General features: G+C 69.6%; 24 protein-coding genes. 16 read left to right on the top strand and 8 right to left on the bottom strand.

Translation table 11 applies throughout. The features are described 5' to 3' along the window. Window positions 1-2 precede the first annotated feature (2 nt). Window positions 3-443 carry a methylmalonyl-CoA epimerase gene (gene mce, locus ACWGJB_RS26050; protein WP_093499037.1) on the bottom strand — a complete coding sequence of 147 codons (441 nt, stop codon included), beginning with the start codon at window positions 441-443 and terminating at the stop codon, window positions 3-5. Between the two features lie 149 nt (window positions 444-592). Between mce and ACWGJB_RS26045 the strand changes: the two genes are divergently transcribed. The 3 genes from ACWGJB_RS26045 to ACWGJB_RS26035 all read left to right on the top strand — a co-directional run bounded on the left by ACWGJB_RS26045 (window position 593) and on the right by ACWGJB_RS26035 (window position 4,163). Then, window positions 593-1,798, top strand: coding sequence for an acetyl-CoA C-acetyltransferase (locus ACWGJB_RS26045; protein ID WP_453382510.1), 1,206 nt, complete (start codon window positions 593-595; stop codon window positions 1,796-1,798). A gap of 49 nt (window positions 1,799-1,847) precedes the next feature. Next, window positions 1,848-2,804 (top strand): methylmalonyl Co-A mutase-associated GTPase MeaB, encoded by a 957-nt coding sequence (gene meaB / locus ACWGJB_RS26040; RefSeq protein ID WP_453382509.1) that lies wholly within the window; start codon window positions 1,848-1,850, stop codon window positions 2,802-2,804. Window positions 2,805-2,954: 150 nt separating this feature from the next. Then, window positions 2,955-4,163, top strand: a complete 1,209-nt coding sequence (locus tag ACWGJB_RS26035) for an MFS transporter (protein WP_453382508.1) — start codon at window positions 2,955-2,957, stop codon at window positions 4,161-4,163. A 58-nt stretch (window positions 4,164-4,221) separates the two neighbouring features. Here ACWGJB_RS26035 and ACWGJB_RS26030 read toward each other — a convergent pair whose 3' ends face one another. The 5 genes from ACWGJB_RS26030 to ACWGJB_RS26010 form a co-directional block, all read right to left on the bottom strand. Then, window positions 4,222-4,698, bottom strand: a complete 477-nt coding sequence (locus tag ACWGJB_RS26030) for a MarR family winged helix-turn-helix transcriptional regulator (protein WP_453382507.1) — start codon at window positions 4,696-4,698, stop codon at window positions 4,222-4,224. Between the two features lie 92 nt (window positions 4,699-4,790). Continuing rightward, complete coding sequence (locus ACWGJB_RS26025) at window positions 4,791-5,546, bottom strand: AIM24 family protein (protein WP_453382506.1); 756 nt, start codon at window positions 5,544-5,546, stop codon at window positions 4,791-4,793. A 38-nt stretch (window positions 5,547-5,584) separates the two neighbouring features. After that, on the bottom strand, window positions 5,585-6,235 hold the full coding sequence (locus ACWGJB_RS26020; RefSeq protein ID WP_453382684.1) for an AIM24 family protein: 651 nt from the start codon (window positions 6,233-6,235) through the stop codon (window positions 5,585-5,587). Between the two features lies 1 nt (window position 6,236). After that, window positions 6,237-6,869, bottom strand: coding sequence for an AIM24 family protein (locus ACWGJB_RS26015; RefSeq protein WP_360477636.1), 633 nt, complete (start codon window positions 6,867-6,869; stop codon window positions 6,237-6,239). A 76-nt stretch (window positions 6,870-6,945) separates the two neighbouring features. Further along, the gene (locus ACWGJB_RS26010) at window positions 6,946-7,230 is read right to left on the bottom strand and encodes a DUF6191 domain-containing protein (RefSeq protein ID WP_453382505.1); all 285 of its coding nucleotides are present in this window, start codon (window positions 7,228-7,230) and stop codon (window positions 6,946-6,948) included. Between the two features lie 61 nt (window positions 7,231-7,291). Between ACWGJB_RS26010 and ACWGJB_RS26005 the strand changes: the two genes are divergently transcribed. From ACWGJB_RS26005 to ACWGJB_RS25965, 9 genes are all read left to right on the top strand, one after another. Then, complete coding sequence (locus tag ACWGJB_RS26005) at window positions 7,292-7,636, top strand: DUF3817 domain-containing protein (protein ID WP_453382504.1); 345 nt, start codon at window positions 7,292-7,294, stop codon at window positions 7,634-7,636. Continuing rightward, on the top strand, window positions 7,633-7,926 hold the full coding sequence (locus ACWGJB_RS26000) for an MTH1187 family thiamine-binding protein (protein WP_014675047.1): 294 nt from the start codon (window positions 7,633-7,635) through the stop codon (window positions 7,924-7,926). Before ACWGJB_RS26005 ends, ACWGJB_RS26000 begins: the two co-directional genes overlap by 4 nt. Before the next feature lie 164 nt (window positions 7,927-8,090). Next, window positions 8,091-8,834, top strand: coding sequence for a hypothetical protein (locus ACWGJB_RS25995; protein ID WP_453382503.1), 744 nt, complete (start codon window positions 8,091-8,093; stop codon window positions 8,832-8,834). Then, window positions 8,831-9,511: a DUF4166 domain-containing protein gene (locus ACWGJB_RS25990; RefSeq protein ID WP_453382502.1), complete on the top strand. Its 681-nt coding sequence runs from the start codon at window positions 8,831-8,833 to the stop codon at window positions 9,509-9,511. Before ACWGJB_RS25995 ends, ACWGJB_RS25990 begins: the two co-directional genes overlap by 4 nt. Beyond that, complete coding sequence (locus tag ACWGJB_RS25985; protein WP_453382501.1) at window positions 9,508-10,155, top strand: TetR/AcrR family transcriptional regulator; 648 nt, start codon at window positions 9,508-9,510, stop codon at window positions 10,153-10,155. The genes ACWGJB_RS25990 and ACWGJB_RS25985 overlap by 4 nt, the downstream gene beginning before the upstream one ends. A gap of 189 nt (window positions 10,156-10,344) precedes the next feature. Further along, the gene (locus ACWGJB_RS25980; protein WP_453382500.1) at window positions 10,345-10,854 is read left to right on the top strand and encodes a MarR family winged helix-turn-helix transcriptional regulator; all 510 of its coding nucleotides are present in this window, start codon (window positions 10,345-10,347) and stop codon (window positions 10,852-10,854) included. A 66-nt stretch (window positions 10,855-10,920) separates the two neighbouring features. Further along, a complete protein-coding gene (locus ACWGJB_RS25975) occupies window positions 10,921-11,259 on the top strand; it encodes a DUF3817 domain-containing protein (RefSeq protein WP_453382499.1) in 339 nt (112 codons plus the stop codon). 74 nt (window positions 11,260-11,333) lie between these two features. Continuing rightward, the gene (locus ACWGJB_RS25970; protein WP_453382498.1) at window positions 11,334-13,034 is read left to right on the top strand and encodes an acyl-CoA mutase large subunit family protein; all 1,701 of its coding nucleotides are present in this window, start codon (window positions 11,334-11,336) and stop codon (window positions 13,032-13,034) included. 57 nt (window positions 13,035-13,091) lie between these two features. Further along, the gene (locus ACWGJB_RS25965; RefSeq protein ID WP_453382497.1) at window positions 13,092-13,499 is read left to right on the top strand and encodes a DUF6086 family protein; all 408 of its coding nucleotides are present in this window, start codon (window positions 13,092-13,094) and stop codon (window positions 13,497-13,499) included. Window positions 13,500-13,535: 36 nt separating this feature from the next. Here the strand turns inward: ACWGJB_RS25965 and ACWGJB_RS25960 are convergent, their stop codons facing one another. Next, window positions 13,536-14,168: a TetR/AcrR family transcriptional regulator gene (locus ACWGJB_RS25960; protein WP_453382496.1), complete on the bottom strand. Its 633-nt coding sequence runs from the start codon at window positions 14,166-14,168 to the stop codon at window positions 13,536-13,538. Between the two features lie 232 nt (window positions 14,169-14,400). Between ACWGJB_RS25960 and ACWGJB_RS25955 the strand changes: the two genes are divergently transcribed. The 4 genes from ACWGJB_RS25955 (at window position 14,401) to ACWGJB_RS25940 (ending at window position 18,747) form a co-directional block, all read left to right on the top strand. Further along, window positions 14,401-15,378: a tetratricopeptide repeat protein gene (locus ACWGJB_RS25955; RefSeq protein ID WP_453382495.1), complete on the top strand. Its 978-nt coding sequence runs from the start codon at window positions 14,401-14,403 to the stop codon at window positions 15,376-15,378. Window positions 15,379-16,012: 634 nt separating this feature from the next. Beyond that, on the top strand, window positions 16,013-16,660 hold the full coding sequence (locus tag ACWGJB_RS25950) for a DUF6230 family protein (RefSeq protein ID WP_453382494.1): 648 nt from the start codon (window positions 16,013-16,015) through the stop codon (window positions 16,658-16,660). Window positions 16,661-16,802: 142 nt separating this feature from the next. After that, window positions 16,803-17,399 carry a DUF6114 domain-containing protein gene (locus tag ACWGJB_RS25945; protein ID WP_453382493.1) on the top strand — a complete coding sequence of 199 codons (597 nt, stop codon included), beginning with the start codon at window positions 16,803-16,805 and terminating at the stop codon, window positions 17,397-17,399. Next, a complete protein-coding gene (locus ACWGJB_RS25940; protein ID WP_453382492.1) occupies window positions 17,389-18,747 on the top strand; it encodes a hypothetical protein in 1,359 nt (452 codons plus the stop codon). The genes ACWGJB_RS25945 and ACWGJB_RS25940 overlap by 11 nt, the downstream gene beginning before the upstream one ends. Window positions 18,748-18,947: 200 nt before the next feature. On the opposite strand, the gene pyk is transcribed toward ACWGJB_RS25940, so the two are convergent. Next, on the bottom strand, window positions 18,948-20,375 hold the full coding sequence (pyk, locus tag ACWGJB_RS25935) for a pyruvate kinase (RefSeq protein ID WP_360477511.1): 1,428 nt from the start codon (window positions 20,373-20,375) through the stop codon (window positions 18,948-18,950). Window positions 20,376-20,428: the final 53 nt, after the last annotated feature.

Raw genomic sequence — 20,428 nt, 5'->3', positions numbered from 1 at the left:
AGTCAGTGCTCAGGTGACTCAACAGCCGCCGATGTGACCAGTTCTGTCAGTACTCCGTGGCAATCCTTCGGATGCAGGAAGGTGATCCGCGACCCCATGGAGCCGATCCGTGGCTCCTCGTACAGAACGCGTACGCCCTTGGAACGGATGTCCGCGGCGTCACCGTCCACATCCGCCGTACCGAAGGCGATGTGGTGCACCCCCTCGCCGTTCTTCGCGAGCCACTTGCCGACCGCCGAGTCCTCCCGGGTCGGCTCCAGAAGCTGCAGGTAGGAGGCGCCTCCGTCGGACGTCTCGTTGATCTTGAGCATGGCCTCCCGCACGCCCTGCTCCTCGTTGACCTCGGTGTGGAACACCTCGAAGCCGTACGTGGCCCGGTAGAACTCGACGGTCGCGTCGAGGTCGTGGCAGGCGATCCCGATGTGGTCGATTCGCGTCAGCATGGATTCAGTGCAGCGCCACCGCGATGGTTACGCAACGTGCCAGCGATCACACTGACGGCCCGATGACGGCACGGAGTGCCACGCAATACATTCGAAGTAAACCCTCGTTCACTCCTCGGCAGTGCAGCCGGTAAGGGGATTCGCAGCTCATGACTTCTGGAACCACCGGAACCACCTCAGTGATCGTCGCGGGCGCGCGGACGCCCATGGGACGACTGCTGGGCTCGCTGAAGTCCTTCTCCGGAGCCGACCTGGGCGGCTTCGCGATCAAGGCCGCCCTCGACCGCGCGGGGATCGGCGGCGACCAGGTGCAGTACGTGATCATGGGTCAGGTGCTGCAGGCCGGCGCGGGCCAGATCCCGGCCCGCCAGGCCGCCGTGAAGGCCGGCATCCCGATGAGCGTCCCGGCGCTCACCATCAACAAGGTCTGCCTCTCCGGCCTCGACGCCATCGCCCTGGCCGACCAGCTGATCCGCGCCGGCGAGTTCGACATCGTGGTCGCGGGCGGCCAGGAGTCCATGACCAACGCCCCGCACCTGCTCCCCAAGTCCCGCGAGGGCTTCAAGTACGGCGCCATCGAGATGCTCGACGCGATGGCGTACGACGGCCTGACCGACGCCTGGGAGAACATCCCCATGGGCGAGTCGACCGAGAAGCACAACACCCGCCTCGGCCTCGGGCGCGAGGAGCAGGACGCGGTGGCCGCCCTGTCCCACCAGCGGGCCGCCGCCGCACAGAAGAACGGCGTCTTCGAGGCCGAGATCACCCCGGTCGAGATCCCGCAGCGCAAGGGCGAGCCGGTCGTCTTCAGCAAGGACGAGGGCATCCGCGGCGACACCACGGTCGAGTCGCTGGGCCGGCTGCGCCCCGCGTTCACCCGCGACGGCACGATCACGGCCGGCACCTCCTCGCAGATCTCCGACGGTGCGGCGGCCGTGGTCGTGATGAGCAAGGCCAAGGCCGAGGAGCTGGGCCTGGCCTGGCTCGCCGAGATCGGCGCCCACGGCAACGTGGCGGGACCGGACAACTCCCTGCAGTCCCAGCCGTCCAACGCCATCCAGCACGCCCTGAAGAAGGAGGGCCTGGAGGTCGGCGACCTGGACCTCATCGAGATCAACGAGGCCTTCGCCGCGGTCGCCGTCCAGTCAATGAAGGACCTCGGGGTGTCCACCGAAACGGTGAACGTCAACGGCGGTGCCATCGCCCTGGGCCACCCCATCGGCATGTCCGGCGCCCGTCTCGTCCTGCACCTCGCCCTGGAGCTCAGGCGGCGCGGCGGCGGGGTCGGCGCGGCCGCGCTGTGCGGTGGCGGCGGCCAGGGTGACGCGCTGATCGTGCGGGTGCCGAAGGCCTGAGCACGTTTCTCTGAGCAGGCGGAAGCGAACGGAAGCGAACGGAGCTGTGATGCAGGACGTCTCCTCACTGGTGGCCCAGGCCAGGGAGGGCCGACCGCGTGCGGTGGCCCGGCTGATCTCCCTGGTGGAGGGGGCGTCTCCGCAGCTCAGGGAGGTCATGGCGGCACTCGCGCCGTTGACGGGCAATGCGTATGTCGTCGGCCTGACGGGCTCCCCGGGGGTCGGCAAGTCGACCTCCACCTCGGCCCTGGTGACCGCCTACCGCAAACAGGGCAAACGGGTCGGCGTGCTGGCCGTCGACCCGTCCTCGCCCTTCTCCGGAGGCGCCCTGCTCGGTGACCGCGTCCGCATGTCCGACCACGCCTCGGACCCCGGCGTCTACATCCGCTCGATGGCCACGCGAGGCCACCTCGGCGGCCTCGCCTGGGCCGCCCCGCAGGCCATCCGCGTCCTGGACGCGGCGGGCTGCGACGTGATCATCGTCGAGACGGTCGGGGTGGGCCAGTCGGAGGTGGAGATCGCCTCCCAGGCGGACACGTCCGTCGTCCTGCTGGCCCCGGGGATGGGCGACGGCATCCAGGCGGCCAAGGCCGGAATCCTGGAGATCGGCGACGTGTACGTGGTCAACAAGGCCGACCGGGACGGCGCGGACGCCACCGCCCGCGAACTGAACCACATGCTCGGGCTCGGCGAGTCCCGGGGCCCCGGCGACTGGCGCCCCCCGATCGTCAAGACGGTCGCGGCCCGCGCCGAGGGCATCGACGAGCTGGTGGAGGCCCTGGAGAAGCACCGCGCGTGGATGGAGGAGCGGGGCGTCCTGGCGGAACGCCGACTGGCCCGCGCCGCCCGCGAGGTCGAGACCATCGCCGTGACGGCGCTGCGCGCACGCATCGGCGACCTTCACGGAGACCGCCACATCGACGCACTCGCGGAACGCATCGTCACCGGCGAACTGGACCCGTACCGCGCGGCGGACGAACTGGTCGCGGGGCTGACGGAGAACTGATCCCGACCGTCCGACGGCTCCGGCTGCTATTTTGACCGCATGTTCCTCTCCTTGGCGTAAGCGGGCACCCCGCGCCCCCGGCACCTTCATGTCCCGTGCCGTGGCGCGCACAGGTGTCCCCTCTTCCGCCTCCGACCGAGGAACCGACCCATGTCCGCGCTGACTTCATCGCGCCCTTCACCTGCCCGGCGACCGTCGTACGCCGCCGTCCTGCGCGTCCCGCACGCGCGCCACACCTTCCTCGCCGCCCTCGCGGCCCGCCTCGCCTACGGGACCGTCTCCCTGTCCGTCCTGCTGTCCGTGACCCGCGCGACCGGTTCCTACGCCGTGACGGGGCTGGTGATGGCCCTCTTCGGCGGCTTCGCGGTCGTCCTGCTGCCGGTCCGGGCGACCTTGGTGGACCGATACGGCCCCCGGCGGGCCCTGCCGCCCATGGCGGCCCTCTACAGCGCCGTGCTCTGCCTGCTCGCGGTCCTGACCTGGCGCCCGGGCGCCCCGCCGACGGCGCTCGCCGTCACCGCCGCCCTCTCCGGCTGCGTCGCGCCACCCCTCGGCCCCACCATGCGGGCGGTGTGGGGCCGCCTGGTCGACGACCCGGCGCTGCTCCAGCGGGCCTACAGCCTGGACGGGGTCGCCGAGGAACTGCTGTTCGTGTCCGGCCCGGCGCTGGTCGGCCTGCTGCTGCGCTTCGGTCCGCCGCCGGCCGGGCTCCTGCTGAGCGCGGTGCTCATGCTGGCCGGCACCTGCGCGTTCGTGATGTCACCGGCGGTGCGGGGCGCGACTCCCCCGAAGCGTGCGGCCGGCGGCCCGCCCGCGCGTTTCCCGGCGGCCCCCGTGGTCGCGGCCGCCGGCCTGGGGCTCGCCCTGAGCGGTGCCGACCTGCTGGTGATGGCCTTCGCCGAGCAGCGGTCGTACGGCACGGAGGTCGTCGCCTGGGTCCTGGCCGCGCTCTCGGTGGGCAGCGCGGTGGGAGGCCTGCTGAACGGGGCGGTGGACTGGCGCCTCCCGGCCGCCGAACGGCTGGCATGGCTGACGGTGGCCCTGGGGTCGGCGCTGGCCCTCGCCGGGCTGGCCCCCGGTGGCTGGACCCTGGCCCTGGCCATGACGGCCACGGGCGTGTTCGTGGCACCCACCCTGACGACGGCGTACCTGCTGGCCGACGAGATGGCGGGCGAGTCCGCACGGACCCGGGCCGGCGCGTGGGTGAACGCGGCGGTGAACGCCGGAAGTTCGGGGGGCTCGGTGGCGGCCGGGCTGGCCCTCGGACACCTGCCGGTGGGACTCTGCTTCGCCCTGGCAGGAGCCACGGCCCTGACCTCCGCGGCAGCAGTGGCGGCGGTCACCCGGCTACGCCCCTGACGAGGGACGGCGGACGAGACCTGAACCCTCGTCCGCCGTCGTCAGGTGCCGTTCGCCGTCACGGGCGCCCGCGTTGTCCCCGCAGGTGTTCGGCGATCGGCTTCAGGCCCTTGTCGAGCTCTATGAGTGCCTCCGGCGACAGCAGGTCGATGAAGTGCCGTCGCACGGAGGCGACATGATGTGGCGCCACCTTCTTCATCGTCTCCATGCCGTGGTCGGTGAGGACGGCGAACAGTCCGCGGCGGTCGGACTCGCAGTTCTCGCGGCGTACCAGGTTCGCGTTCTCCATACGGGTGATCTGGTGCGAGAGCCGGCTCTTGGACTGGAGCGTCGCCGCCGCGAGGTCGCTCATCCGCAGCCGGTAGTCCTCGGACTCGGACAGATTCACCAGGATCTCGTAGTCGTTCATTGTCAGGCCGAACGGCTGCAGATCCTTTTCGAGCTGGTACGTCAACAGCCTGTTGACCTCCAGGTGGGTGCGCCAGGCGCACTGCTCCGCATCGGTCAGCCAGCGCGTGGCCGTCTCGGTCTCCATGTATGAAGTCTACCTAAAATGTTGAAAGGCGAACTAGTGAGGGTGGTGTGACTGCGCGCACGCGTTCGATGTCACACTCCGCAGACTACCGCTCACAGCCCGAAGCGACGTTGCAGGTCCCCCAGCTGTCCGGGAAGGCGCGGTGCGCCCGGCTGCTGTGAATGACCTGTGAAAGGCCCTCCTCCGCCGGGTACTCCGGGCTGGTGTGGAACCGCTCCCGTCGCCTGCTCCGCCATCAGGGTCTCGGTGGACTGGAGCAGCACCGTGCCGGCCCCTACGAACTCGAACTGATGCTCCTCCCCGGAGGCCCCGCCGAGGCCTGTCATCGCACGTAGACCGCCCATGACCCCGGTCATGTAACCGTGGTCGTAGTGGTGGCACGGGGAGGGGCAGTCGGCCCATCCCACGAGCGCCTGCGGGTCCACCCGGATCGGGGGTTCCATGAACACCACCGGACCGTTGGACGCGGCCACAAACTTTCCGGTTCCGATAAGGGTCAGAAAACCCGGCACGATCGACTGTTTGAGCGCGAGACTTGGCTGAAAAGCGAGTAGGTTGCCAGAGCGAATGGTCAGGTTGCCCTCGTCCAGATCGTACGAATTGACGTCGAAGGCCCGGTCGGCGAGGAGCATCTTGCCCGAGCCCTCCGCCACCACCCAGTCGCTCGCGTGCAGAGGCGAATGGAACGAAGTGCGCACCAGACGGTCCAGACGGCCGTGTCCGACGCCGTTGAAGTCGATCGAGCCGTAGTAGGCGATCATCTTCCCCTTCTGCAGGAACCACTGGCCGCTCTTGAGCTCCACGCAGAAGGTGTACTTGTTGACGTTGTCGTCGACGGGGAGGGTCATGGGGTCGTGGACGACCGGCCCGGCGGCACCGTACGCGCTCACAGCTTCTCCTCCGACGCCTGGACGTACACCGTGCCGTTTCCGCTGAGCTCCAGCTGGAACGCCTCGCCGGAGCCGCGGCCCACCATGTCCCGCCAGCCGAGTGCGGTCGACAGCTTGTTGCGGACGTCGCCGTGGTGGGCGACGTAGGCCTGCGGGTCGACATGGACCGGGCGCTGCGGGGTGATCGGGATCTCGAAGACCCCGCCGTGGGCCATCACGGCGACCGCGCCCTGGCCCTTGAGAGTGGTCGTGAACAGGCCCTGGCCGGTGACCTGGCCGCGCACCATGCCCATCACACCGCCCTGGGCGCCCATGAACATCGTGCCCTGCTGGAGCGTGCCCTCGAAGGCGAGCAGCCGGTCCGCCTCGACGTAGAGGGTGTCGCCGGTGAGGGTGATGACCTGGACGTGATGGCCGCCGTGCCCGAAGAAGACCGTCCCGCTGCCCTCGACGGTCATCAGCGGGGTGGCCTCGCCCGCCACCCGGCGGCCGATCATGGACATCAGGCCGCCCTGGCCGCCCTGGATGTTGGGTGTGAAGGACACCTCGCCCTTGTAGGCGAGCATCGCCCCGCGCTGGCTGTAGAGCCGCTGCCCGGGCAGGACGGTCGCCTCGACCATCTTGGAGTTCACCTCGCGCAGGGCCATCTCACACATCCCCCGCGATCGTGTTGCGCTCGCTCGGCTGCACGTACACCAGGCCGTCCCCCTCGAACCGGATCTGGAAGGCCTCGCCGCCGCCCTCCCCGAGGAGCGTGCGGAATGTCACACCTGACTGGAAGGACTGGCGGAGGTTGCCCTGGTGGGCGATGTAGGCGCCCGGGTCCACGGTCAGCGGGTACTGCGCGCTCACCCGGAGCACCACCGCCGGGCCGTCCGACATGATCGCCGCCTGGCCGTGGCCCTCGACCGTGGTCGTGAACAGGCCGTTGCCCTGGGAGGCGCCGCGCAGGCCCGTGAAGGTCGTGCCGGTGCGCAGGCCGGCGTCGGTCGCGAGCAGGTTGCTCGACTCGACGTACAGCTTGTCGCCCTGGAGGCCGACCAGGTTGATCTCGGACGCCCGGTCCGCGAACCAGCACGTCCCGTGCCCCTTCACCTCCATCACCGTCATCTGCTCGCCGGTGAGCCGCCGGGTCACCATCCCCCGTAGCCCCTCACCGCCGCCGCTCAGTTTCTTGAACGCCATCTGCCCGTCGTACGCGACCATCGAGCCGTTCTTCGCCTTCACGGCGTCCCCGGTCATCTCGACGGCGAGCACCTTGCTGCCCTGGAGTCGGAACATCGCCACGCTGCGAAGGTAGCCGCAGGCCGACGCCACCAACAGGTCCCACGGGTGGACGCCGTCCCGGACCTGACCCCTAGGGGGCCTGCCGTCGATCGCCGGGGACAGGTATGACCGCGGTGCCGGCCGTCAGGTCGACCATGGACCTCGGCGGTGCCCCGTCCTCCTCGTCGTCGCGCATCACCAGCGCGCTCTGCCGCTCCTTGAGCTCGTGCTGCTCGCCCGCGGAGAGGGCCGTGTGCCGCTGCTCGAAGCCGGTCGCGAAGATCCGCCCCTGGGGTCCGGCGTTCCGCCAGGGCAGCACTCCGGCCTGCCCGGCCTCCCACCCCCGCGCGGGGGCCGTGAGACTCCTTTGCCACAATGGGTGAAAGTTTGTGCTTGCGTTCACAAAGAGTGGACGTCTCTCCCACCGAAGGTGACTCGTGGACATCAAGACCGCCACCGCCATCCGCCGCCTGCGTCTGGTCTCCGCCCCGGAGGCCGTCTCCTTCCTGATCCTCCTCGTCTGCTCGGTGCTGAAGCGGACCACGGACTTCAACGCGGTGCCCGTGATGGGCGCGATCCACGGTGTCCTGTTCATCCTGTACGTGATCTTCTGGGCCGATGCCTGGAACCGCACCAAGTGGTCCCCGGGCACCGCCGCCTTCTACTTCGTCCTCTCCGTCCTGCCGACCGGCGGCTTCTTCGCCGAGCGCAAGCTCAAGCGTGCCGCCGAGGACGCGCTCATCGCCGCCCGTGCCCGCCAGGAAGGGGTCGTGAACGCATGATCGTCGCCTTCTCCGTGACGCCGCTGGGCGTCGGCGAGGACGTCGGGGAGTACGTCGCCGACGCCGTCCGGGTGGTCCGCGAGTCCGGGCTGCCCAACCGCACCGACGCCATGTTCACCTCGATCGAAGGCGAGTGGGACGAGGTCATGGACGTCGTCAAGCGCGCCGTCGCCGCCGTCGAGGCGCGTGCCCCGCGCGTCTCCCTGGTCCTGAAGGCGGACATCCGCCCCGGTGTCACCGACGGCCTCACCAGCAAGGTGGAGACGGTCGAGCGGCACCTCGCCCAGTAACCCGTAGTCGCAGCCGGAAGTCGCCCCCCCCGGTCCCTCGGGACCGGGGGTTTTCTTCTCCCTCGTGATTGAGCGATCGCTCAAAAACCGGTACCGTCACCTCGGAGGGATTGAGCGGTCGCTCAAAAAAACTCAAAAGACCAGGTGACGGGGGTACGACACCAATGGGGCTCTACATAGAGGCGCACATCCGCGCCGACCTCGACGAACTGTGGGCACACACCCAGGACCCGGCCCGGCACCAGCGCTGGGACCTCAGGTTCACCGAGATCGACTACCTCGCGCGCGTGCCGGGCGAACCGCAGCGCTTCCGTTACGCCACCCGGGTGCTGCCGTTCCTCACGGTCGCCGGTACCGGGATCTCGGCGGGGGAGAAGGAGCGCCCCGACGGCACCCGCACCTCCGCCCTGCGCTTCGCCTCCCCGCACCCGCTCTCGCTGCTCGCCGAGGGCAGCGGCTACTGGCGTTACGTCCCGGTCGCCGACGGCGTCCGTTTCCTCACCGGCTACGACTACCGGCCCCGCTGGGGCCGCCTCGGCGCGCTGGCCGACCGGCTCGTCCTGCGCCCCCTGATGGGCTGGGCGACCGCCTGGTCCTTCGACCGGCTGCGGCTGTGGCTGGAGCGCGGGATCACCCCGGAGCGGGCGCGGTGGAACTGGCTGGCCGAGATGACGGCCCGGGCGCTGACGGCCGTCGGCTGCGCCGCAGGCCTGAGCCGGGGGCCGGTCCTCGACGCCCTCTCGCCCACCGTCGCCTTCCTGGTCCCGCTGCTCCTCGTGGTCGCCCTCTCCCTGGCCCTCTGCGCGCCTCCGCTCGCCACCACCCCGGCCGCCCGCCGCTGCCGGCGCACCCCGCCGACCCGGGTGACCGCACCCCGGGTCCTGCACACCCTGGAGAGGCAGCCGTGACGTCCATGTTCCGTACCGTGCTGGGCGACGGTTTCGACCGGTTGCATCCGCAGCTCCGACGGCGCTTCTCGGTCGGTCTGGCGAGCGGTGAGGCCTGCACCGGCCGGGGTGTGATGGAACGGATCTGGCACGGACCGGCGTTCGTGAAGCCGTTCCTGGCGCTGGGCACCACCCGCAACATCCTGGTCCCGAAGGCGGGCCGGAACATTCCGTTCGTGATCGAGAACGTGCCCTACGTCGACACCTACGGCCGTGAGACGGTGACCTTCGTGCGCACCTTCGACCTGGCCGGCCGGCCCCGCCGCTTCGACGCCCAGATGGTGCTCAGCCCCAAGGGCGACCGCATCCTCGACTACCTCGGCACCCACCAGCACCTCGCCAGCGAGCTGCACTTCCACGCCGAGCCCGACGGCTCCCTGCTCATCCGCTCCGGCGAACACCGGTTCAGGGAGGGCCCGGTGGACGTCCGTGTCCCGGAACTCGCCGGTGGCACCGCCGAGGTGCGCGAGTCCTACGACGACCGGACAGGCCGCTTCCGTATCCAGGTACGGGTCGTGAACCGGTACTTCGGTCCGCTCTTCGGCTACCAGGGCTCCTTCGAGGCGTCGTACACCGATGTCCGCCGGTGCGGGGTCCGGCCGGGACTGCGGCCGGTCCGTGAGGAGCCGCGCGCGTGAGCCCGGAGACCGCCAAGTCTCTGGAGACGAAGAACAAGCTGCTGGAGGGCGCGTTGCGGACGCTCACCGAGCAGGGGATCGCCAAGACCTCGGCCCGTACGGTGGCGGCGGCCGCCGGGGTCAACCAGGCGCTCGTCTTCTACCACTTCGGCTCCGTGGACGAGCTGCTCGCGGCCGCCTGCCGGTACGGCGCCGCACAGGCCGTCGACCGCTTCCGCCCCCGCCTCGCCGCGGTCGGCTCGCTCTCCGAGCTCCTCGCCGTGGGGCGGCAGATCCACGAGGAGGAACGCGCGGGCGGCCATGTCGCCCTGCTCGGACAGCTGCTGGCCGGCGCCCAGACCCAGGAGGCGCTCCGCCCCGCCACCGCGGCCGGCCTCGACCTGTGGATCGCGGAGATCGAGACGGTGCTCGTCCGGGTCCTCGCGGCCACGCCGTTCGGCGAGTTCGCCGACCCGGCCGGGCTCGCCCGCGCGGTCGCCGCGTCCTTCGTGGGCATCGAGCTCTACGAGGGCGTCGACGCGTCCGGCGCCCACGCGGCCCTGGACGCCCTGGAGCAGCTCGGCGCACTGGTGGCCGCGCTCGAGTCACTGGGCCCGGTCGCCCAACGCGCGGTCCGCCACCATCTACGCCGCCACACCCGCTAGTCGATGGTGCTGCCTTCACGCCGGGACCCTGACGGGCTCCCGGGGCCGGCCCCCAACGTCGCGGCGCGGTGCCCGGTGTCGGCGCGGTGCCGGGCGGCCGGTGCCGGGCGTGTCGGCCGTGGTGGGGCGAGGTGACCGAAAGCCGAGACACGGCTGACCGGTATATGACCGGCCGGTAGGGTCGGTGGCGTGCCGAAGCCTCTCAGTCTCCCCTTCGACCCCATCGCCCGTGCCGACGACCTCTGGAAGCAGCGCTGGGGAAACGTCCCGTCGATGGCCGCGATCACGTCGATCATGCGGGCCCAGCAGATCCTGCTGGCCGAGGTCGACGCGGTGGTCAAGCCGTACGGACTGACGTTCGCGCGTTACGAGGCGCTGGTGCTGCTCACCTTCTCCAAGGCCGGTGAGCTGCCGATGTCGAAGATCGGTGAGCGCCTGATGGTGCACCCGACCTCGGTGACGAACACCGTCGACCGGCTGGTCAGATCCGGTCTGGTCGACAAGCGGCCCAACCCCAACGACGGGCGCGGCACGCTCGCCACGATCACCGAGAAGGGCCGCGAGGTGGTCGAGTCGGCCACCCGGGACCTGATGGCGATGGACTTCGGGCTCGGGGCGTACGACTCCGAGGAGTGCGCGGAGATCTTCGCGATGCTGCGTCCGCTGCGGGTCTCGGCGCACGACTTCGACGAGGCGTGACCCGGCCCTGCCGCGAGGGCCGACCCGGGACAAGATCTCCCGGAACGGGTGGTTACGCTCGTCCCCATGAAAAAGAGCGTGCTGACCCGCTACCGCGTCCTGGCCTATGTCACCGGTGTGCTGCTGGTGCTGCTGTGCCTGAGCATGATCGCCAAGTACGGGCTGGACATCGACGGTGCGGCCGACGTCACGCGGGTTGTCGCCATCGCGCACGGCTGGCTCTACGTCGTCTACCTGGTCTTCGCCTTCGACCTGGGCTCCAAGGCGAAGTGGCCGGTCGGCAAGCAGCTGTGGGTGCTGCTCGCCGGCACCATCCCGACCGCGGCGTTCTTCGTGGAGCGCAAGGTCACCCGCGAGCTCGACGACAGGATCACCGAGGGCGCCCCGGCCGTGGCCAAGGTCTGATCCCACCGCCGTACGGACGACCGTACGGCGGTTCGCCATCGACATTTACTAGGACGTCCTAGTAAATTCGAGCTATGGACGCAGACGCCATCACGGAGGGCCGCCTACGCTGGCAGGCCCGCTACGACGCGGCCCGCAAGCGGGACGCGGACTTCACCACGCTCTCCGGGGATCCCGTGGAGCCGGTGTACGGGCCCCGCCCAGGGGACACCTACGAGGGATTCGAGCGGATCGGCTGGCCGGGGGAGTACCCCTTCACGCGCGGGCTGTATCCGACCGGCTACCGGGGGCGGACCTGGACCATCCGCCAGTTCGCCGGGTTCGGCAACGCCGAGCAGACCAACGAGCGGTACAAGATGATCCTCGCCAACGGCGGCGGGGGTCTGTCCGTGGCCTTCGACATGCCGACCCTCATGGGCCGCGACTCCGACGACCCGCGCTCGCTCGGCGAGGTCGGCCACTGCGGGGTGGCCATCGACTCCGCCGCCGACATGGAGGTCCTGTTCAAGGACATCCCGCTGGGCGACGTCACGACGTCGATGACGATCAGCGGTCCGGCGGTCCCGGTCTTCTGCATGTACCTCGTCGCCGCCGAACGGCAGGGCGTCGACCCGTCGGTCCTCAACGGCACGCTGCAGACCGACATCTTCAAGGAGTACATCGCCCAGAAGGAGTGGCTCTTCCAGCCCGAGCCCCATCTGCGGCTCATCGGCGACCTGATGGAGTACTGCGCGGCGGGCATCCCCGCGTACAAGCCGCTGTCCGTCTCCGGCTACCACATCCGCGAGGCCGGCGCGACGGCCGCGCAGGAGCTGGCGTACACCCTGGCGGACGGCTTCGGGTACGTGGAGCTGGGGCTCAGCCGCGGCCTGGACGTCGACGTCTTCGCGCCCGGACTCTCCTTCTTCTTCGACGCGCACGTCGACTTCTTCGAGGAGATCGCCAAGTTCCGCGCGGCCCGCCGGATCTGGGCGCGCTGGATGCGGGACGTGTACGGGTCCCGGTCGGAGAAGTCCCAGTGGCTGCGCTTCCACACCCAGACCGCGGGCGTCTCGCTGACCGCCCAGCAGCCGTACAACAACGTGGTGCGGACGGCCGTGGAGGCGCTCGCGGCGGTGCTCGGCGGGACCAACTCGCTGCACACCAACGCGCTCGACGAGACCCTCGCGCTGCCGAGCGAGCAGGCCGCCGAGATCGCGCTGCGCACCCAGCAGGTGCTCATGGAGGAGACCGGGGTCGCCAACGTGGCGGACCCGCTGGGCGGTTCCTGGTACGTCGAGCAGCTGACCGACCGGATCGAGGCCGACGCCGAGAAGATCTTCGAGCAGATCAAGGAGCGCGGGCTGCGCGCCCACCCCGACGGACGGCACCCGATCGGGCCGGTCACCTCCGGGATCCTGCGGGGCATCGAGGACGGCTGGTTCACCGGGGAGATCGCCGAGTCCGCCTTCCAGTACCAGCGGTCGCTGGAGAAGGGCGACAAGCGGGTCGTCGGCGTCAACGTGCACACCGGTTCCGTCACCGGGGACCTGGAGATCCTGCGGGTCTCGCACGAGGTGGAGCGGGAGCAGGTGCGGGTGCTGGACGAGCGCAGGACCGCACGCGACGAGGGTGCGGTGCGTGCCGCGCTCGACGCGATGCTCGGCGCCGCCCGCTCCGGGGCCAACATGATCGGGCCGATGCTCGACGCGGTACGCGCCGAGGCGACCCTGGGCGAGATCTGCGGGGTGCTGCGGGACGAGTGGGGGGTGTACACGGAGCCGGCGGGGTTCTGACGGGTCGCGGGCGGCGGGGGCCGCCGCGGCCTTCGACACCCGGGTACGGTGACCGTGATGAGCTACATATTCACGGTCACCGATACCGACGAGGACGTCTGGGAACCGGCGCTCGCCGTCGGTCAGCTCTTCATGGGCGGTGTCGACGCGCTCAGCTCGCGGATCCTCAAGGTGCCCAGCGGACTCCACGACATCCCCGGTGACTGGGTCCAGATGGACACCCGGCTCTACGGCGAGTTCGTGACCGCCGCTCTGCGCAGGCGGGGCAGGACGGGGCACCCGGAGATGATCAAGCTGATGGACGGTCTGCTGCCCGTGATGATCATGCTGGCCGACAAGTCCGGCGCCGTGGTCACCGCGAGCACGCCGACGGAGCGCGTCTACGTGGACTGGGCCCGTGACCAGGACCGCGTCCTCCAAGGGCATGTGGTGGAAATGGGTGACGGCACCGTCGTCGTCCGCTGAAAACGCTCGACGCCGACTTCGCGGTGGCGGCCGCGGTCACGTCCTGGCGTCGTCCGCCGCGCCCGCCAGGCCCAGCAGCAGGATCCGGGTCAGGCCGCGTACCCACTGCTCGTCCGCCGGTTTGCCGCTCACCAGAGCGCGGTGCACCACCGAGCCGGCCACCAGGTCGAAGATGAGGTCCGCCGTGCGGTCCGCCTCGCACGGGTCGGGCTGCTCGGGCAGTTCCCCGCGCCGCTGGGCGCGCTCCCGGCCCTCCAGGACCAGCCGCTTCTGGCGGTCCACGATGGACGCGCGGATACGTTCCCGCAGTGCGTCGTCGCGGGTCGACTCGGCCACCGCCGCCATCAGCCCGCTCTTCGCCTCCGGGCGGTCCAGGATCGCCGCGAACTGCAGCACCACGCCCTCGATGTCGTCGGCGAGGCTGCCCCGGTCGGGGAGTTCGAGTTCGTCGAACAGTTCCGCGACCGCGTCGACGACGAGTTCGTTCTTGCCGGCCCAGCGGCGGTACAGGGTCGTCTTTGCAACCCCGGCCCGCGTCGCCACGTCTCCCAAGGTGAGCTTGGACCAGCCCAGTTCCACCAGCGCCTGCCGCGTCGCCGCCAGGATCGCGGCGTCCGCTTCGGCGCTGCGCGGGCGCCCGGTACGGCTGGCGGGGGTGCGGCTCTGCATCCCACGACCATAACCGGCGGTTCATGTGACGTCGTGAGGGAGATCACCGGGAAGGGGTGTCGCGCGGGGTCCGCATGGCATTACGCTACGACTCGTAGCGAAAGCTCGTGGCTGACCGCACGGGCGACGACCACGGCGCCGGGTGGGGACCCGGCGCCCGCATCAGACGTTTGTTCGGCCTGGCTTTCACAACGCTTTTCACACACGCGCGGGAACGGGGGAGGATAGGCGCATGCAGCCACGGAACATGTCCATGAGCGGCGTCGTCGACCTCGCCGCGGTGAAGGCGGCCCAGGAGGCCAAGGCCAAGGCCGAGCAGACGCGCGCCGAAACGGCCCGGCACGGTGGAACCGGTGCCGTCGCCCCGGCCGACCTGGTCATCGACGTCGACGAAGCCGGCTTCGAGCGCGATGTCCTGCAGCGGTCCGCCGAAGTCCCCGTCGTCATCGACTTCTGGGCCGAGTGGTGTCAGCCCTGCAAGCAGCTGAGCCCGGTCCTGGAGCGGCTCGCCGTCGAGTACAACGGCCGCTTCCTGCTGGCCAAGATCGATGTCGATGCCAACCAGATGCTGATGCAGCAGTTCGGGATCCAGGGGATCCCGGCGGTGTTCGCGGTGGTCGCCGGTCAGGCGCTGCCGCTCTTCCAGGGCGCCGCCGGTGAGGACCAGATCCGGGGCACCCTCGACCAGTTGGTCCAGGTCGCCGAGGAGCGCTTCGGGCTGACCGGCCTGACGGTCGACCCCGACGCGCAGCCGGGCGCCGCCCCGGCGGCCGGGCCCGCGATGCCCGCCGGTCCGTACGACGCCCTCCTCGAAGCCGCCGTCCAGGCGCTGGACGCGGGTGACCTGGGCGGTGCGATCCAGGCGTACCAGAACGTACTGAGCGACGACCCGGGCAACAGCGAGGCCAAACTGGGACTGGCCCAGGCCGAACTGCTCAAGCGCGTGCAGGGGATGGACCCGCAGCGGGTGCGCAAGGACGCGGCCGAGAAGCCGGCCGACGCCGAGGCGCAGATCGCGGCAGCCGACCTGGACCTGGTGGGCGGCCATGTCGAGGACGCCTTCGGGCGGTTGATCGAGACCGTGCGGCGGACGGCCGGCGACGACCGGGACGCCGTACGGCGGCGGCTCCTCGAGCTCTTCGAGGTCGTCGGCACCGACGATCCCCTGGTCGTTGGCGCACGCCGGGCACTGGCGCGGGCGCTGTTCTGAACACGGTCCTGACCAGTCGCTAAACGTCACGTCCTGTGATGCCGGAGTGAAAGATTTGCCGAGGCGAGGTCACAGCGGCCGCTCTTTACCAAATCTTGGTAATCGCGGTCGCTGTTACTCGCAGTAAATCAGGGGCCTTGATCTGTCTGGCTCTGTCCAGGGATCAACTGTTTTGCTCTGCCCCTGGATGCCACCCAGCGTTGCTCTCCGAGACCAGCGGGTCGTCCTTCGGTTATCCGGCCGTTACTACCCAGTAACGAAGCCCCTTGTGCGGGCGGCGAGAATGCACCACGATCGGCGACGCTCGGTCCATTGCCGTACCCCGACAGCCAGTCGGGCCCGCGGGCTCATCTGGGTCCCCACCGAGCAGAGTCGGCGGCAGTGACGCCGGCTCTTGGGCAGGGGGGTCTTCGCCGCAAGGCGGAGCCTGTCCAGCAGGGTTGTGCGTGATGCGTGTCAGGCGCGACCAGTGGTTGTCGCTCGGGGGTGATCGCCGGTGATCGAGGTGCGGTTCGTGCCTCCGAGTGCGGGCGCTCCCCTTCCGAGGACGTAGCACTTCTCCCATCCCTGCCCGGCTGAGCCGCCGTTGGGGGCGATTCCGGGCCAGGAGATGTACGTCCGAGAAGGAGGAAATATGGAGTCCCAGGTGCGTGGCGGGACCAGATGGAAGCGGTTCGCTGTGGTCATGGTGCCCAGCGTGGCCGCCACGGCGTGTATAGGTGTCGCCCTCGCGCAGGGCGCTCTCGCCGCGTCGTTCAGCGTGTCGGGCCAGCAGTTCAAGGTCACGGCCGACCAGCTCGAAGGTGACGGCTTCGTCCAGTACGGTGCCGTCGACTCGGGTGTCACCCTCGCGGGCGACAAGACGATCCACCCGGTGGCGGTCTCGGCGTTCAACACCGCCAAGATCACCAACCTGTGCCAGTCCGTGGTCACCCCGAACGTCCCGATCTTCGGGAATGTCAGCCTGATCCTGAAGGCCGGCGCCGACAGCAGCAAGCCGGTCGAGGCCAGCAAGCTGTACATCGACCTGGACGACCTGAGCGCCGACGCGACGTTCACCAACATCAACATCGGTGTCGCGGCCGGCAGCTCGACCAAGGGTCCCGGCATCAAGTCGGGCGAGGTCGCCAACAAGCAGACGAACCCGAACGGGTTCGCGCAGGAGGCGGACCACGCCTCACTGTCCGGCGTGAAGCAGACGGCGTGGGCCACCACTGCCGGAACCTTCAAGCTGAGCGGTCTGCACATGTCGATCTCGACGAAGGGTGCGGAGTGCTACTAAGCACCCCGTGACGGGCGGGGGCGCCGACGGCACCCCCGCCCTCCCCCTTCTTCCCGCGGTCTTCACAAGCGGTGCACCACAACGACACCGCCCAACCACAGCAACATCACCACAGCAAAGCCGCACCAGGGAGCTGTTTTCCATGAGCGCCGAGACTTCTGCCGCACCCGGCCAGTTCAGCCGCCGGAGGCTGCAGTTCCGCTCCTGGCGGGGCACGCGGCCGTTCTGGGCCGGTCTGTACATCCTGCTCGCCGGTTTCCCGATCATGTACTTCCCGTACGCGCATCTCCAGATCGGCAACCTCACGGTCGCGATGGCGACCACCGCGGGTGCCGGTTCCCTGATCATCGGCGTGCTGCTCGTCGTCCTCGGCATCAGCGTCTGGTTCCAGAAGCACATCCGCACGTTCGCGGGAGTCGCCGCGATCCTGCTGGCGCTGGTGTCCCTCCCTGTGTCCAACTTCGGTGGCTTCATCGTGGGCTTCCTCTTCGCCCTCGTCGGCGGAGCGATGGCCGTGGCCTGGTCGCCGGGTACCCCGCCGCAGCCGGAGGTCGCCTGGGCGCCGGGTACGCCGCAGCCGGAGGGTGACGTTCCGCCGGAGGGTGACGTTCCGCCGGCCGGGCACCACACCCCCGGCGAGGCCACCTACTTCACGGGCTCGGACGGCGTGGGCAAGGCGAATGACCTGTCAGGAACGAGCCCGCTGAACGGGGCGAACGGGAGGCACAGTGCCGGCTGACGAGGTGACCCACGGGACTGATGTGGACGCGTCCCGTGTGAGAACCGGGCCGCGTCACGCGGCACCCAAGAAGCCGCTGTTCACCAGGTTCCACATGCCGGCCGGCAAGGCGATAGCCTCCGTGGCGATGCCGACGGCCGTGATCATGGGCATGGGCTTCACGTCCACGCTCGCGATCGCCGACACCAACAACACGTCGACGTCGTCGTCGAAGAGCCTTGCCGAGGACTACAAGAACTGCGTCTCCGCGCTGGACTCCGCCTCGCCCTCCGCGAGCGCGAGCGACGACTCCAAGGACTCGGCCACGCCGTCCCCCTCGGCGTCGTCCGATGCCAAGGACTCGACGTCGTCGGGCACGGACAAGGACTCGGGCAAGTCCTCGTCGGCGGATTCAGGTTCCGACGACGCGAAGACTCCGACCCCGTCCGCGTCCAAGTCGTCCTCGTCGTCGGACGATTCGGGCTCTTCCTCGGGTTCCTCCGGCTCCGACGGCACGGCCACCCCTTCGCCGTCCGCCTCCGCGAGCAGCAGCGGCGGTGGCCTGCTGGACTCCATCGGGGACGCCGTCAGCGGCATCCTCGGCGGCGGCAGCACGACGGGTTCGTCCTCGTCGGACTCCACCGCGAGCGCCACCCCGTCGCCGTCGGCCTCGGCGTCCTCCGACTCGGCGTCCTCGTCGAGCAAGGACAGCGGCTCCGACACCGTGTCCAAGACCGTCAAGAAGGTCACGGACACCTTGAAGGACACCACCGACACGGCGACCAAGGCGGCCGACGAGGTCACCAAGGACGCCACCAAGGCGGCCGACGACGCCACCTCCAGCACCTCGCCGAGCCCGTCCGCGAGCTCCAGCACGTCGGCCGACGACTGCAAGGTCGCCACCGACGACGTGAGCGGTGTCGACAACAAGGTGGCGGTGGCGGACGACCCCTGGTACCTGAGTGCCAGCTCGCTGCTGCTGAAGAGCGCCGACTACCAGGGTGTCGTGGAGGTGAAGACGGCCAGCGGCAAGACGAAGAAGGTGCTGAAGTACGTCATCTCCGGCGGCACCGACATCGGTGACCTGCACCAGACGGTCAAGGACACGAACATCGACAAGACCTACCACGTGCAGGCCGCGTCCGGTTCGACGTCCACGATCCGCAACGGCGACACCACGATGTACACGGAGTCCATCTCGGGGAACCTGTTCGGTCTGGTCCCGATCACGTTCACCCCGGACAGCCCGCCGCCGCTGAACATCCCGCTGATCTACTTCACCAACGTGAAGGTCGTCCAGGCGGCTCAGTTCGGTGGCACCCTGCACGTACCCGGGATGCACGTCTACACCACCGACGGAACCGGCTGAGCGCCACCCACAGACCCTTTCGGGAGCCGCGCACAGAGCTGTGGCCCGGTCCTCCGCCTAGCGCGGGGACCGGGCCACAGTGCTGGACGACGGAGGTGATGTGCGGATGACCGGGCTCTTCTACGACCTCGGCCGACACTGAGGGCGCCCCCTGCCGCAGGAGGCGCCCTCAGTGTCGTACAAGGCCCTTTACGGGTGCGTCACTTGTTGATGCCGCCGATGTGGTGGACGCGGAGCATGTTGGTGGTGCCGGAGACGCCGGGGGGCGAGCCGGCCGTGATGATGACGGTGTCGCCCGGGTTGAAGCGGTTGATCTTGGCGAGCTCCTGGTCGACCATGTCGACCATCTCGTCCGTGGTGTTCACGAACGGCACCACGTGCGACTCCACGCCCCAGCTGAGGGTGAGCTGGTTGCGGGTGTTCTCGTCGGTGGTGAAGGCGATGATCGGCTGCTGGGCGCGGTAGCGGGAGAGGCGGCGCGCCGTGTCACCGGACTGGGTGAAGGCGACCAGGCCACGACCGCCGAGGAAGTCGGCGATCTCGCACGCGGCACGGGCGACCGAACCGCCCTGGGTGCGCGGCTTCTTGCCCGGGACGAGCGGCTGCAGGCCCTTGCTCAGCAGCTCCTGCTCGGCGGCCGAGACGATCTTCGACATCGTCTTGACGGTCTCCACCGGGTACGCGCCCACGCTGGACTCGGCGGACAGCATGACCGCGTCCGCGCCGTCCAGGATGGCGTTGGCCACGTCGGAGGCCTCGGCGCGGGTCGGCCGGGAGTTGGTGATCATCGACTCCATCATCTGGGTCGCCACGATCACCGGCTTGGCGTTGCGCCGGCACAGCTCGATCAGGCGCTTCTGCACCATGGGGACCCGCTCCAGCGGGTACTCGACGGCGAGGTCGCCACGGGCGACCATCACACCGTCGAACGCCATCACGACGTCCTCCATGTTCTGCACCGCCTGCGGCTTCTCCACCTTGGCGATGACGGGGACCCGGCGGCCCTCCTCGTCCATGACCCGGTGGACGTCGTTGACGTCCTTGGCGTCCCGGACGAAGGACAGGGCGACCAGGTCACAGCCCATCCGCAGCGCGAACCGCAGGTCCTCGATGTCCTTCTCGCTCAGCGCGGGCACGTTGACGGCCGTGCCGGGCAGGTTGATGCCCTTGTGGTCGGAGACGACACCGCCCTCGATGACGATCGTCTTCACCCGCGCGCCCTCGACGTCCAGGACCTTCAGCTCGACGTTGCCGTCGTTGATGAGGATCTGGTCGCCGCGCGAGACGTCGCCCGGCAGGCCCTTGTAGGTCGTACCGCAGATGTGCTTGTCGCCCGGGACGTCCTCGGTCGTGATGACGAACTCGTCACCGCGCTCCAGCTCGACCGGGCCCTCGGCGAAGGTCTCCAGACGGATCTTCGGGCCCTGCAGGTCGGCGAGGACTCCGATGGCCCGGCCGGTCTCCTTGGAGGCGGCCCGGACACGGTCGTAGCGGCCCTGGTGCTCGGCGTGCGAGCCGTGGCTGAAATTGAAACGAGCCACGTTCATGCCGGCCTCGATCATGGCGACGAGCATCTCGTGGGTGTCGACCGCGGGGCCGAGAGTACAGACGATTTTCGAACGGCGCATGGGGCGATCCTATCGGTTTGTTTCGCTGCGGAATATTCCGTCTGGCGGAAGAT

The sequence above is a fragment of the Streptomyces sp. NPDC054813 genome (assembly GCF_053611365.1).
Note: the sequence above shows the minus strand (reverse complement) of the source record. Positions and strands in the feature narration are given on the sequence as shown.